The sequence below is a fragment of the Streptomyces sp. NPDC050085 genome, assembly GCF_044460595.1.
Taxonomy (GTDB): Bacteria; Actinomycetota; Actinomycetes; order Streptomycetales; family Streptomycetaceae; genus Streptomyces.
The window spans coordinates 488,248-501,454 of record NZ_JBITJZ010000004.1 but is presented as its reverse complement, the minus strand read 5'-3'; the positions used below and the strand labels follow the sequence as shown (position 1 = coordinate 501,454).

The following is a 13,207-nucleotide window of genomic DNA, read 5'->3' as shown; positions in this document are numbered from 1 at the left end:
CGCAGGGAAGTTCACCAACCGGTCAGGGGTGGAGTCGTCTTCGAGGGCGGCTCCACCCACGGGCGCGCCATCGTCGCCCACACCACGAACGCCACCGCCGCCGCGAACAGCACCGTCCACATCACCCGCCGCACGGCCCGCTGCCGCCGCAGCGCACGAGTGCCCCGGCGCACCGCCTCCGCGTACAGCTCGGTGGGCACCACGGGCGGCGGCGCCGCATCGAGCGCGGCCCGCACGGTCGCTTCCTTGCGTTCCTGAGAGCTCATGCCGTTGCCGGTCCCGGGAGTTCGGCGGGCGCGGGGCCCCGCGGCGGATGCAGGACGAGGGAGATCGCGCGCGCCTGTACCGCACGTACGCGCTCCATCGGCAGCCCGAGCAGCGCCGCCACCTGTTCCTCGCCGACGCCCTCGAAGAGCCGGAGGACGAGGATCAGCCGCTCCTGCGGCGACAGGTGCCCCAACACGCCGCCGTGCCCGCGGTGTTGGTGCCAGGCGCCGCGCGCGAACCGGACGGCCAGTTCCTGCCGGGCGCAGTCGTAGGGATCCTCACCCCGAAGACGGTCCCAGGAGGCATACGTTCGGGCGAGGGCGGCCGTGAGCAGCTTCCGTGCCCGTGGATTGTCGTCGTGCGGCTCGGCCGTCAGCAGTGTCGCGGCATGCAGCAACCGCCCGCCCGCGCCCGCGACGAACGCCTCGAACTCGCGGGCCCGACGGGCGTCCTTGGCCGCCTGCCGTTCGTGCACGCTTCATATGAGGCCCGCCGCGGTCCCCTGGTCAAGAGGTGGGAGCCGCGGCGCTGCATACGCGCGGACGGGCGTCGGGAGTGTCAGGAATCGGCGGGGGGCGCGGGCTGGCCCGCCTGACGTGCGGACAGGGCGGTGTTGAAGCGCGTCAGGAGCGCACAGAACTGCTCGCGCTCCTGCGGCTCCCAGTCCTGCGTCAACTGTGCCATCAGCTCCCGCCGGGACGAGCGCACCTCGTCGAGGCGCGACAGACCGCGCGGCGACAGCTGCAGCACCACGGCACGGCCGTCCTCCGGGTGCGAGGTGCGCTTGACGAGGCCGGTGTCGACGAGCGGGGCGACCTGACGGGTCACCGTCGAGGAGTCGATCCCCATGCTCGACGCGAGCGCCTTGACGCCCATCGGGCCTTCCTTGTCGAGACGGTTGAGCAGCAGATACGCGGCTCGGTCCATCGAATTGCGCACCTGCCCGACCCCGCCGAGCCGGGTCTGTTCGGCGCGACGGGCGAAGACCGCCACCTCGTGCTGCAGCGTTTCGAGGAGGCCGGTGTCGCCGGCGGTCGTCATGTCCATCGTTTCCTGCGGTGTGGGCATGGCCGGGGGCTCACTTCATGCGTGGGTGGTGGATTGCACTGGATTGGGGCACAGGGTACGCGGCGAAAGCGCTGGCTGTACCTGCGCTGCGCAATCCGGTCTCGCAGCGTGAACTTGCCGAGTCACCTGCGGCGTGAGCTGCGAGACTTCGGTCATGAGCTACAGCGCATCTGACTCCTTGCCCGCCGTCACTCTGGACGATGTGCGCGGCGCCCAGAAGATGCTCTCCGGGGTGGCACGGACGACGGCCATGGCGCACAGCCACCACCTCTCTCAGCTGCTCGGCACCCCGGTCCACCTCAAGTGCGAGAACCTGCAGCGGACCGGTTCCTTCAAGCTGCGCGGTGCGTACGTACGGATCGCCGGGCTGCTGCCGGAGGAGCGCGCGGCCGGGGTGGTGGCAGCCAGCGCGGGCAACCACGCGCAGGGCGTGGCCCTCGCCTCCTCGCTCCTCGGCGTGCGCTCCACGGTGTTCATGCCCGTCGGCGCGCCCCTGCCGAAGGTCGCCGCGACCCGGGACTACGGCGCGGAAGTGCGGCTGCACGGGCAGGTGGTGGACGAGACGCTTGCCGCCGCCCAGGAGTACGCGGAGCGCACCGGTGCCGTCTTCATCCACCCCTTCGACCACCCGGACATCGTCGCGGGCCAGGGCACGCTCGGCCTGGAGATCCTCGAGCAGTGCCCGGAGGTGCGCACCATCGTCCTCGGCGTCGGCGGCGGCGGCCTCGCGGCGGGCATCGCGGTCGCGGTCAAGGCGCTGCGGCCCGACGTGAAGGTGATCGGCGTACAGGCGGCGGGCGCGGCCGCGTACCCGCCCTCGCTGGCCGCCGGGCACCCGGTCGCGATCGCGGCCCCGGCGACGATGGCCGACGGCATCAAGGTGGGCCGCCCGGGAGACGTCCCCTTCACGCTGGTCCGCGACCTGGTCGACGAGGTCCGTACGGTGTCGGAGAACGCCCTGTCCAGCGCCCTGTTGCTGTGCCTGGAGCGAGCCAAGCTGGTCGTCGAACCGGCGGGCGCGAGCCCCGTCGCGGCGCTGCTGAGCGAGCCGGAGACCTTCGAGGGCCCGGTGGTCGCGCTGCTGTCCGGCGGCAACGTGGACCCGCTCCTGATGCAGCGCGTCCTCACCCACGGCATGGCCGCGGCCGGCCGCTACCTCTCGCTGCGGCTGCGCCTGACCGACCGCCCCGGCGCCCTGGCCACGCTCCTCGGGGTGTTGTCCGTGGCCGACGCCAACGTCCTCGACGTGGGCCACGTGCGGACCGATCCCCGGCTCGGGCTCACGGAGGTGGAGGTGGACCTGCACCTGGAGACCAAGGGTCCCGCGCACTGCGCGCAGGTCGGCGACGCGCTGCGCGAGGCGGGCTACACGGTCATCGGCTGACTCTCGGGCATCAGCCGAATTCGACTTGAGAAAAGCGATTGAAGATACGCGATACATCGCGTTAGCGTGTGTCGCGTGTCACTCGTTCGCTGGGCGGCGTCACCTCGGCGAACCTAGACTTTCCTGACGTAAGTCCCACAAGTGCACAAGTCCCACGAAGCAGACTCATCACCCCATGGGGGAGCGACATGCCAGGTGCCATCTACGCCGAAGGCCTGGTGAAGACCTTCGGCGACGTAAGGGCTCTGGACGGCGTCGATCTGGACGTTCCAGAGGGCACCGTCCTGGGACTGCTCGGGCCGAACGGCGCGGGCAAGACCACGGCCGTGCGCTGCCTGACGACCCTGCTCACGCCGGACAGCGGCAAGGCGGTCGTCGCGGGCATCGACGTACTGAAGCATCCGAACGAGGTGCGGCGCTCGATCGGCCTGTCCGGCCAGTTCGCCGCCGTCGACGAATACCTGACGGGTCGCGAGAACCTGCAGATGGTCGGCCAGCTCTACCAGATGAAGGCCAAGGCGGCGAAGGCCCGGGCGGTCGAGCTGCTCGAGCGGTTCAACCTGGCGGACGCCGCCGACCGCCCCTCCAAGACGTACTCCGGCGGCATGCGCCGCCGCCTCGACCTCGCGGCCGCACTCGTCGTCTCCCCGCCGGTGATGTTCATGGACGAGCCGACCACCGGCCTCGACCCGGTGAACCGGCAGGCGCTGTGGGAGGTCATCAAGGAGCTGGTCGACGGCGGCACGACCCTGCTGCTGACCACCCAGTACCTGGAAGAGGCCGACCACCTCGCGCACGACATCTGCGTCGTGGACCACGGCCGCGTCATCGCCCGCGGCACCTCCGACCAGCTCAAGGCGCAGACCGGCGGCGAGCGCGTCGAGGTCGTCGTGCACGACGCCGAGCGGATCGCGGTCGCCCGGGAAGTGCTGCGCGGCTTCGCCAAGTCCGACAGCGGCCACACCGTCGACGAGCACACCCGCAGGCTGACGGTCCCGGTCAGCGGCGGCGCCAAGCTGCTCGCCGAGGTGATCCGCGAGCTGGACACGCGCGGCGTCGAGATCGACGACATCGGCCTGCGCCGCCCGACCCTCGACGACGTGTTCATCTCCCTCACCGGCCACGTGGCCGAGGAAGCCGACCAGGACGAGCAGGAGGCCGGCACATGAGCGCCGTCACCGAGACCGTGCGGGCGCCCCGAGCGGCGGGCGGCATCGGCCAGTCCGTCCGGGACTCGCTGGTCGTCGCCAAGCGCAACCTGATCCGGATGACCCGGATCCCCGAGATGATCCTCTTCGGGATCATCCAGCCGGTGATGTTCGTGGTGCTGTTCACGTACGTCTTCGGCGGCTCGATCGCCATTCCGGGCGCCGGCGTCAGCGCCGGTGCCTACAAGGAATTCCTGATGGCGGGCATCTTCGCGCAGACCGTCACGTTCGCCACCGCCGGTGCGGGCGCGGGCATCGCGGACGACATGCACAAGGGCCTGATCGACCGGTTCCGCTCGCTGCCCATGGCGCGCGGCGCGGTCCTGACCGGCCGCACGCTCGCCGACCTCGTGCAGACGGCCGTGACGCTGGCGGTGCTCGCCGTCGTGGCCCTGCTCGTCGGCTGGCGCACCCACGAGAACATCGGCAAGGTGCTGGCCGGCTTCGGCCTGCTCCTGCTGCTCGGGTACGCGTTCACCTGGATCGGCGCCCTGATCGGCCTGTCCGTGCGCACCCCGGAGGCGGCGACGTCGGGCGGCCTGATCTGGCTGTTCCCGCTGACGTTCATCTCGAACGCGTTCGTCCCGGTCAACGGCATGCCGAGGTTCCTTCAGTACGTAGCCGAATGGAACCCCTTCAGTGCCACGGTGGCGGCGGCCCGCGAGCTGTTCGGCAACACGATCGAGGGCGTGCCCAAGTCGGTGACCGGCGCCTGGCCGATGGAGCACCCGGTCTGGGCCTCGCTGATCTGGTCGGTGATCATCATCGTGGTGTTCCGGACGCTCGCGGTGCGCAAGTACCGCAGGGCGGCCTGAGCACACGACGAGGCCCCCGCAGCGTGTGTCGCTGCGGGGGCCTCGTCGTCACGTACGACGCGCGGTGCGTCAGCCGTTGTACGGCACCGCCTTGAGGATGCGGACCGAGGCCAGCTTTCCGTTCGGCAGTTCGTACTGGGCGTCCTCGCCGACCTTCTGGCCGTTGACACCCGAGCCGAGCGGCGACTGCGGCGAGTACGTCTCGATGTCGGAGCTCGCGTATTCGCGGGAGGCGAGCAGGAAGTCCAGCGTGTCGTCCTCGTCACCGTCGAAAGCGATCGTGACGACCATGCCGGGGGCGACCACGCCGGTGGCGGCCGGGGCCTCACCGACCTTGGCCTTCTCCAGGAGCTGGGTCAGCTGGCGGATGCGGAGCTCCTGCTTGCCCTGCTCCTCCTTGGCCGCGTGGTACCCGCCGTTCTCCCGCAGGTCCCCCTCCTCGCGCGCCGCCGCGATCTTCTGCGTGACTTCCTCGCGCGCGGGACCAGACAGGTACGCCAGCTCGTCCTTGAGCTTGGTGTACGCCTCCTGCGTCAGCCAGGTGACGTCTTCGCTGGTCTGGGTCACAGGTCGCTCCTCGTAGGTACTGGGAATACAAAGCATCGCCCTACCCAGAAGGATGTTCCCTCACGGGTGGGCGAAACCACGAGCCTAACAATTCCCCGACCTGAGGGGGAGGACATAAGGCATCAGTTTTACGTCAACGCAGGTCAGCCACGAGGTATCAGTCGGCGTGACAGCCGACCAGCTCGGCGGTGGTGCCCTTGCCGCCCGTGGTGCGCAGCGTGACGACCTTGTCGATGCGGTCCTTGTGCTCGGTGAAGCGGAAGTCGGCGCGGCCGACCTCGGCGCCGTCCGCGTCCTGCGAGCGGATCGTGCAGTAGCCGCTGGTGCCGGAGTCCTTGCGGATCTCGAGGTGGACCTTGACGTTGTCGTCGTAGGCCTTGAAGGCGATGACCTCGCCGCTGAACTTGTTGCCCGCGACGTAGTACCAGCCGAACCAGCACATCAGCGCGGCGAAGAGGGTGCCGAGCACGATCGCGGCGATCTTGAGCTTGCGGTCGGCGCGGGCATCGGCGGAGCGCGACGATCCGTAACGGCCCTCGGGCCGCTGCTGCACGGCGCTCATCAGCCAGTTCCTCTCGATCCGCCCGGCACCATCCGGGCGCCGGAATTTTCCGCCCCCCGGTTCGGTCACTATAGAAGCCGCACATTGCGCCGGATGACCGAGGGCGCCTTATCTCATGAGGATCTTGTCTTGACTGAGCAGCTGCGACTGATGGCCGTTCACGCGCACCCCGACGACGAGTCGTCGAAGGGTGCGGCCACCATGGCCAAGTACGTGTCCGAGGGGGTGGACGTGCATGTCGTGACCTGCACGGGAGGCGAGCGCGGCTCCATCCTCAACCCGAAGCTCCAGGGTGACAAGTACATCGAGGAGCACATCCACGAGGTCCGCAGGAAGGAGATGGACGAGGCCCGGGAGATCCTCGGCGTCAAGCAGGACTGGCTCGGCTTCGTCGACTCCGGCCTGCCCGAGGGCGACCCGCTGCCGCCGCTGCCCGAGGGCTGCTTCGCCCTCCAGGACGTGGACTACGCGGCCGGGCGCCTGGTGAAGCAGATCCGTTCCTTCCGTCCGCAGGTCATCACGACCTACGACGAGAACGGCGGCTACCCGCACCCCGACCACATCATGACCCACAAGATCACGATGGTGGCCTTCGACGGCGCGGCCGACGCCGAGAAGTACCCCGAGGCCGAGTTCGGCCCGGTCTTCCAGCCGCAGAAGCTCTACTACAACCAGGGCTTCAACCGCCCGCGCACCGAGGCCCTGCACCAGGCGATGCTCGACCGTGGCCTGGAGTCCCCGTACGGGGACTGGCTCAAGCGCTGGGACGAGTTCGAGCGCGTCGAGCGCACGCTGACCACGCACGTGCCGTGCGCCGAGTTCTTCGAGATCCGCGACAAGGCGCTCATCGCGCACGCCACGCAGATCGACCCCGACGGCGGCTGGTTCCGCGTCCCGATGGAGATCCAGAAGGCCGTGTGGCCGACGGAGGAGTACGAGCTGGCGAAGTCGCTCGTCGATACCTCCCTCCCCGAGGACGACCTCTTCGCGGGCGTGCGCCAGAATGCCTGATGTGACTTCGAATCTGGCATTGACCCATCTCGTCCCCCTGGCCGCCCAGGAGGTCGACGAGAACAAGGTGACTCCGGGTGTCCTCGGCTTCATCGTCTTCGCGGTGATGGCGCTGGCCGTCTGGGGTCTGATGAAGTCGATGAACAAGCACATGCGCAAGGTCGACTTCAAGGAGAAGCCCGACGCGCAGGCCGCGGCGGTCCCCGGCGACGACGCCCGCAGCTCGGCCTGACCGCCGGGGTGCGATGAGTTTCGCGACTGCGTGCGGTCGTACAGGTATGAGCCCTGTACTGATGCACGCAGTCGTCTCCGTCGACGGATTCATCGCCGATGCCGAGGACCAGGTCGGCCCGCTGTTCGACTGGTACGGGAACGGGGACCAGCCGCTGTCCGACGGCGGCGGTTTCCGCGTCTCCAAGGCGTCCGCCGCGTACACGAGGCCGATGTGGGACAGCCTCGGCGTGACGATCATGGGCCGGCGTCTGTTCGACCTCACGAACGGCTGGGACGCGCAGCCGCCCGCCGGTGAGCACGTCGTCGTCGTGTCGCACCGGCCCCGGCCCGCCGACTGGCACCCCGAAGCGTCGCACTACCACTTCGCCACCGACGTGGCCGAGGCCGTCGCCCGCGCCAAGGACCTCGCGGGCGGCCGTGCCGTCGCGATCACCGCGGGCGACATCGGCGGCCAGGCCTTCGCGCTCGGCCTCGTCGACATCGTGGCCATGGACGTCGCCCCGGTCTTCTTCGGCTCCGGCAAGCGCTACTTCGGCCCGGCCGACGCCCAGCAGCTCCTGGAGGACCCGCACGTGGTCATCCAGGGGGAGCGGGTGCTGCACCTGCAGTACCGGGTGCGCAAGCCGTAGCTCCGTAGCCTCCAGCTCCGCCCGTCACGGCCGCGTCCGCTCCACCACCACCCCCATCACGTCCCGCGCATGCCGGTTCGGCACCATCCCGAGCCGCCACGCCTGCCAGCCCGCGTCCAGGTCGACACCCCGCTCCAGCAGCAGCCCGTACGCCTCCACGTAGTCGTCGAGCTTGCCGTCGCGCGTCGGGTTCGCGGTGCGGGACAGCTGGGCCAGCTCCTCCTGGGCGACGGCCGTGCCGATCTCCGAACCGCCCGGTGAGGCGTACGGCAGGAGCGTGCAGCGCAGGAACGCCGCCCAGTCCTCGCCCCTGCGGTCGCCGTACGAGGAGAACAGCGCCGCCGCTTCCTCGCACAGGGCGAGCGCCTGCTGGAGGCGGGCGTTGCCCGCGTCGACGACCGCCAGCTCCAGGCACGTCCACGCCTCGCCGTGCGCGACGCCGATGCGCTGGAAGTCGGCGCGGGCGTCCACCAGGAGCTGACGGGCGAAGCCGGAGTTGCGCAGCGACCCCGTCTGCGCCGCCCGCTGGTCCCGCGTCACCCGCGCCGAGTGGTGCCGGGCGCACGCCAGGCCGTACACGTCGCGCATCCGGGAGAACATCGTGCGGGACCGCTCCAGTTCGCGGACCGCCTGGTCGAGCTTGCCGTTCTCCTCCAGGGCCTGGCCCAGGTAGTAGTACGTCCAGGCCTCGCCGCGCGCGTCCTCGTTCTCGCGGTGGCGCGACGCCGCCTGGCGCAGCCCGTCGACCGCCGCCGACGCGTCGCCGTCCACCAGCCGGGCCCGCGCCAGCTGGGTCAGCGCCCAGGCCTCGCCGCGCCCGTCGCGCGTACGCCCGTACAGGTCGAGGGCGGCCCTCAACTCCTCTTCCGCGCCCGGCACTTCACCCATCCGCAGGCAGAGCTGGCCGAGCTGGAAGTGGGCCCAGGCCTCGCCGTGCAGCGACTCGTTCTCCCGGTGCAGGGCGAGCGCGTCGGTGAGCAGGTCGAGGGACTCGCGTACGTGCGCGCGGTCGCGCTCCACCGCCGCGAGCGCGTGCAGCGTCCAGCCGCGGTCGCCCTTCGTCTCCGGGGTCGTCTGGAGGTCGAGGGCCTCCCTCAACTTGGCGGCACCCTCGGTGAGTTGACCCTGGTGGTGCAGCGTGATGCCGAGCGAGCACAGGGCGCGGGCCTCGCCCGCCTGGTGGTGGGCCTCGCGGTACAGGTCGACCACCGAGGAGAGCGTCGTGCGCGCCTTGTCGAGCTCGCCGAGCTGGCGGGCCGCGATGCCCGTGCGCCACTGGACCGAGCGCACGAGCAGGCCCTGGTCGATGGCCTGCGTCAACTCGCTGATCTCGCCCAGGCGGTAGAGGTCGCCCCGCAGCAGGCAGTAGTCGCACAGGGCGCCGAGCAGGCCGAGCACCGCGGTCTGGTTGACGCCCTCCGCGTGCCGCAGCGCCGCCGTGATGAAGCTCGACTCGTCGTCCAGCCAGCGCAGCGCCGCGTCCAGGGACGTGAAGCCGTGCGGGCCCGGCTGCCCGGCCCGCGTCGACATGTTCCCGTCGACCATGCGGATCACCGCGTCGGCCAACTCCGCGTAGTTCTGGATCAGGCGCTCCTGCGCCGCCGTGCGCTCGGCCGGCTCCTCCTCGTCGGCGAGGCGGGCCTGCGCGAAGGCGCGGACCAGGTCGTGCAGCCGGTAGCGGCTGCCGCGGACGTGGTCGATCAGGCCCGCGCGGGACAGCGCCGCCAGATGCCGGGTGGCCTCCGGCTCGGCCGTGGCCAGCAGGGCGGCGGCGGCCGCCGCGCCGAGCGAGGCCCGCCCGGCGAGCGCGAGCCGGCGAAGGAGACGCCGGGCCGCTTCCGACTGGTCGGTGTAGCGCAGCCACAGCACGCGCTCGACCGGCTCCACCGGCCCGTACGCGCTCAGGTCCGCGGCCAGCTGCCGCGTGGTCCGTGGCCCGATCGCGGACCCCGCGATCCGCAGCGCGAGCGGCAGCCCGCCGCACAACTCCCGTACGGCATCGGACGATTCGGCATCGTAGGGGCCGCTCGCGTCCTCCGCGGCGTCGCGCAGCAGCTCCTCCGCGCCCGCTGCGTCCAGCGCCTCCACCGGCAGCTGGTGCACCCACGCGGGGGTGTCCTCGCCGAGGTCGAGCGGCTTGCGGGCGGTGACGATGACCAGGCTGTCCGAGCGCTCCGGGATCAGCGTCCGCACCTGCTGGGCATCCTCGGCGTCGTCGAGCACGATCGTCACCGGCAGCCCGGTCAGATGCTGGTGGTACAGCTCGCTGAGCCGCTTGACCTGCTGCTCCTGCGACGAACGCTCCCGGAACAGGAGCTGCTCGCGCGGCGCGCCAAGACGATTCAGCAGATGCAGCAGCGCGTCCCGCGTCGACAGCGGCGCCGCGTCCGCCCGGTCCCCGCGCAGATCCACCACGCACGCCCCGCGGAACTGGTCCCGCAGCTCGTGCGCCGCCCGCACCGCCAGCGTGGTGCGCCCCGCGCCCGGCGACCCGTGCAGCACGACGACCGTCGGCCGCGTCTGCGTACTGGCCCGCGCCGCGTGCACCCACTGCGCGATCCGCGACATCGCGGCCCGCCGCCCCGCGAACGGCCCCTCGGGCTCGGGGAGTTGACCGAAGGACTGCTCCAGTACGCTCCTGCGCCGCGCGGCCGCGCTCTTGTCGGTCCGCCGCAGGCCCGGCGTCGCCGACTTCTTCGTCGTGCCCGTACTCGCGGCAAGCACCCGCTGCTGATCCAGGAACGGCCGGATGCCCCGCACCTCGAGCGCCGTCAGCCACTGCAGCCGCAGCTGCTCGGGCCCGCCCGGCTGGCTGCGCGCGCCCGCGCTGCGGCTCGCCGCGGGCAGGTGCGACGCGGTCACCTTGGCGACCGTCGCGGCCGCCCCGAGCACGGCCACCGCCGCCCCGGCGCCCACGGCGACTCCGGTCCCGGCGCCGAGCGCGATGTCCGCCACCACGGCGGTGACGGCGCCGACTCCGGCCACCATCAGGGGAGTCGAGCCGCCCTCCTTGGCGAACCGCTCCCCGAACGACATCTGCCCCGCCTCGGCCTCGTCCAGGGCCCGCGTGTACGCGGCGTACTCCTCGGCCGCGGCCTGCCCCATGGCGTCAAGCGCGCCCCGGGCCCGCGTGAGCAGCACGCTCCCGTCGGTCCGCCCGCCGGAGCGCCGCACCTCCTCCTCCACGGCCCGGGCCAACAGCCGCTCGGCCTCCGCCCGATGGCTGTCTCGCATCTTCGGTCCCCCTCCGGTTGCGACAGTTCCGCGTCAAGTGTCCTGCGTATGGAGTGAAGGCGCGAGGGTCCCTGCGATCAAAGACAGGACCGTGACCGTCATGCGCAAGGATGGGGACATGCCGAACCGACTGGCCCATGAGACGTCCCCCTACCTCCTCCAGCACGCCGACAACCCGGTGGACTGGTGGCCCTGGTCGGCCGAGGCCTTCGAGGAGGCGCGGCGGCGTGGCGTGCCGGTGCTGCTCAGCGTCGGGTATTCGAGCTGCCACTGGTGCCACGTCATGGCGCACGAGTCCTTCGAGGACGCCGCCACCGCCGCCGTCATGAACGACCACTTCGTGAACATCAAGGTCGACCGCGAGGAGCGCCCCGACGTCGACGCCGTCTACATGGAGGCCGTCCAGGCCGCCACCGGCCAGGGCGGCTGGCCGATGACCGTCTTCCTGACCCCGGACGCCGAGCCGTTCTACTTCGGCACGTACTTCCCGCCCGAGCCCCGGCACGGCATGCCGTCCTTCACCCAGGTCCTGCAGGGCGTACGGGACGCGTGGACGGACCGGCGCGGCGAGGTCACCGAGGTCGCCGCGAAGATCACGGCCGATCTCGCCAAGCGCGAACTGCCGTACGGCGAGACGCAGGTGCCCGGCGCGGAGGAGCTCGGGCAGGCGCTGCTCGGGCTCGTGCGCGAGTACGACGCGACGCACGGCGGGTTCGGCGGCGCGCCCAAGTTCCCGCCGTCCATGGTCATCGAGTTCCTGCTGCGCCACCACGCGAGGACCGGGGCCGAGGGCGCTTTGCAGATGGCCGCCGACACCTGCGAGCGGATGGCGCGCGGCGGGATCTACGACCAGCTCGGCGGCGGCTTCGCCCGGTACTCCGTGGACCGCGAGTTCACCGTGCCGCACTTCGAGAAGATGCTGTACGACAACGCGCTGCTGTGCCGTGCGTACGCGCATCTGTGGCGCTCCACCGGATCCGGGCTCGCGCAGCGCATCGCCCTGGAGACCGCCGACTTCATGGTGCGTGAACTGCGGACGAACGAGGGCGGGTTCGCGTCCGCGCTCGACGCCGACAGCCTCGACTTCACCGACCCGGCGAGCGGGAAGCACGTCGAGGGCGCCTACTACGTATGGACGCCACAGCAGTTGACCGAGGTGCTCGGCGAGGAGGACGGGGCGCTCGCCGCCCGGTACTTCGGCGTCACGGACGAGGGGACCTTCGAGGAAGGGGCCTCCGTCCTCCAACTGCCGCAGAACGAGGAGGTGTTCGACGCGGCGAAGGTCGACAGCATCAGGCAGCGGCTCGGCGCCGCCCGCGCGCAGCGGCCCGCGCCCGGCCGTGACGACAAGGTCGTCGCCGCCTGGAACGGGCTCGCGATCGCCGCGCTCGCCGAGACCGGCGCCTACTTCGGGCGCCAGGACCTCGTCGACGCCGCCGTGTGCGCCGGGGACCTGCTGGTGCGGCTGCACATGGACCCCCTCGCCCGGATCTCGCGGACCAGCAAGGACGGTCAAGTCGGCGCCAACAGCGGGGTGTTGGAGGACTACGCGGATGTCGCCGAGGGGTTCCTCGCGCTTGCTTCCGTGACCGGTGAGGGCGTCTGGCTGGAGTTCGCCGGGTTCCTCCTCGACCACGTCCTGGACCGCTTCGTGGACCGGGACAGCGGCGCCCTGTACGACACCGCGGTGGACGCCGAGCAGCTCATCCGGCGGCCGCAGGACCCGACCGACAACGCGGCGCCCTCCGGGTGGACCGCCGCGGCCGGGGCCCTGCTGTCGTACGCCGCGCACACCGGGTCCGAGCCGCACCGCAGCGCCGCCGAGCGGGCCCTCGGCGTGGTGAAGGCGCTCGGCCCGCGGGCGCCCCGGTTCATCGGCAACGGGCTCGCCGTCGCGGAGGCCCTGCTCGACGGGCCCCGGGAGATCGCCGTCGTGGGCGAGGTCGGCGGGCGGATGCACCACGCCGCGCTGACCGGGACCGCGCCGGGGGCCGTGGTCGCGGCCGGGGCGGAAGGGAGTGACGAACTGCCCCTGCTCGCCGACCGGTTGCGGGTCGACGGGCTCGAAACCGCCTATGTGTGCCGCCACTTCGTCTGTGATGCGCCGGTGACGGACGTCGACCGACTGAGCCGGATCTTGGCTGAAACACAGGATTAACAGTCGTAGCACGGGATTTATCCCAACACTCTCCCGCCTTTCACAGATTCCTCCTATCCTCAACTACATC

At 71.2% G+C, this 13,207-nt stretch carries 13 protein-coding genes; 7 read left to right on the top strand and 6 right to left on the bottom strand.

What is annotated here, in order from left to right:
* Positions 1 to 11: 11 nt before the first annotated feature.
* From ACIBUY_RS18425 to ACIBUY_RS18415, 3 genes are all read right to left on the bottom strand, one after another.
* On the bottom strand, positions 12 to 266 hold the full coding sequence (locus ACIBUY_RS18425; protein WP_365579184.1) for a hypothetical protein: 255 nt from the start codon (positions 264 to 266) through the stop codon (positions 12 to 14).
* Positions 263 to 742, bottom strand: a complete 480-nt coding sequence (locus ACIBUY_RS18420; protein WP_365579186.1) for a sigma factor-like helix-turn-helix DNA-binding protein — start codon at positions 740 to 742, stop codon at positions 263 to 265. Before ACIBUY_RS18420 ends, ACIBUY_RS18425 begins: the two co-directional genes overlap by 4 nt.
* Before the next feature lie 83 nt (positions 743 to 825).
* A complete protein-coding gene (locus ACIBUY_RS18415) occupies positions 826 to 1,314 on the bottom strand; it encodes a MarR family transcriptional regulator (protein WP_365579196.1) in 489 nt (162 codons plus the stop codon).
* A 175-nt stretch (positions 1,315 to 1,489) separates the two neighbouring features.
* On the opposite strand from ACIBUY_RS18415, the gene ilvA reads away from it, so the two are divergent.
* The 3 genes from ilvA (at position 1,490) to ACIBUY_RS18400 (ending at position 4,742) form a co-directional block, all read left to right on the top strand.
* Entirely contained in the window at positions 1,490 to 2,719 is a 1,230-nt protein-coding gene (ilvA, locus tag ACIBUY_RS18410) for a threonine ammonia-lyase (protein WP_399153060.1), read from the top strand.
* A gap of 188 nt (positions 2,720 to 2,907) precedes the next feature.
* A complete protein-coding gene (locus ACIBUY_RS18405) occupies positions 2,908 to 3,888 on the top strand; it encodes an ATP-binding cassette domain-containing protein (RefSeq protein ID WP_365579190.1) in 981 nt (326 codons plus the stop codon).
* Positions 3,885 to 4,742, top strand: coding sequence for an ABC transporter permease (locus ACIBUY_RS18400; protein ID WP_399153059.1), 858 nt, complete (start codon positions 3,885 to 3,887; stop codon positions 4,740 to 4,742). The genes ACIBUY_RS18405 and ACIBUY_RS18400 overlap by 4 nt, the downstream gene beginning before the upstream one ends.
* 69 nt (positions 4,743 to 4,811) lie before the next feature.
* Here ACIBUY_RS18400 and greA read toward each other — a convergent pair whose 3' ends face one another.
* Both greA and ACIBUY_RS18390 read right to left on the bottom strand, forming a co-directional pair.
* Positions 4,812 to 5,309: a transcription elongation factor GreA gene (greA, locus tag ACIBUY_RS18395; RefSeq protein ID WP_365579502.1), complete on the bottom strand. Its 498-nt coding sequence runs from the start codon at positions 5,307 to 5,309 to the stop codon at positions 4,812 to 4,814.
* 157 nt (positions 5,310 to 5,466) lie between these two features.
* Positions 5,467 to 5,874, bottom strand: a complete 408-nt coding sequence (locus tag ACIBUY_RS18390) for a DUF4307 domain-containing protein (protein WP_365579537.1) — start codon at positions 5,872 to 5,874, stop codon at positions 5,467 to 5,469.
* Between the two features lie 126 nt (positions 5,875 to 6,000).
* Here ACIBUY_RS18390 and mca point away from each other — a divergent pair, with 126 nt between their 5' ends.
* From mca to ACIBUY_RS18375, 3 genes are read left to right on the top strand one after another with little or no spacing between them, the layout of a single operon-like run.
* Positions 6,001 to 6,882, top strand: coding sequence for a mycothiol conjugate amidase Mca (gene mca, locus ACIBUY_RS18385; protein WP_365579504.1), 882 nt, complete (start codon positions 6,001 to 6,003; stop codon positions 6,880 to 6,882).
* Complete coding sequence (locus tag ACIBUY_RS18380; protein WP_365579506.1) at positions 6,875 to 7,114, top strand: hypothetical protein; 240 nt, start codon at positions 6,875 to 6,877, stop codon at positions 7,112 to 7,114. Before mca ends, ACIBUY_RS18380 begins: the two co-directional genes overlap by 8 nt.
* A 46-nt stretch (positions 7,115 to 7,160) precedes the next feature.
* The gene (locus ACIBUY_RS18375; RefSeq protein ID WP_365579508.1) at positions 7,161 to 7,745 is read left to right on the top strand and encodes a dihydrofolate reductase; all 585 of its coding nucleotides are present in this window, start codon (positions 7,161 to 7,163) and stop codon (positions 7,743 to 7,745) included.
* 24 nt (positions 7,746 to 7,769) lie between these two features.
* Here the strand turns inward: ACIBUY_RS18375 and ACIBUY_RS18370 are convergent, their stop codons facing one another.
* Positions 7,770 to 10,979 (bottom strand): tetratricopeptide repeat protein, encoded by a 3,210-nt coding sequence (locus ACIBUY_RS18370; protein WP_365579510.1) that lies wholly within the window; start codon positions 10,977 to 10,979, stop codon positions 7,770 to 7,772.
* Positions 10,980 to 11,097: 118 nt separating this feature from the next.
* On the opposite strand from ACIBUY_RS18370, the gene ACIBUY_RS18365 reads away from it, so the two are divergent.
* Positions 11,098 to 13,137 (top strand): thioredoxin domain-containing protein, encoded by a 2,040-nt coding sequence (locus tag ACIBUY_RS18365; RefSeq protein WP_399153058.1) that lies wholly within the window; start codon positions 11,098 to 11,100, stop codon positions 13,135 to 13,137.
* Positions 13,138 to 13,207: the final 70 nt, after the last annotated feature.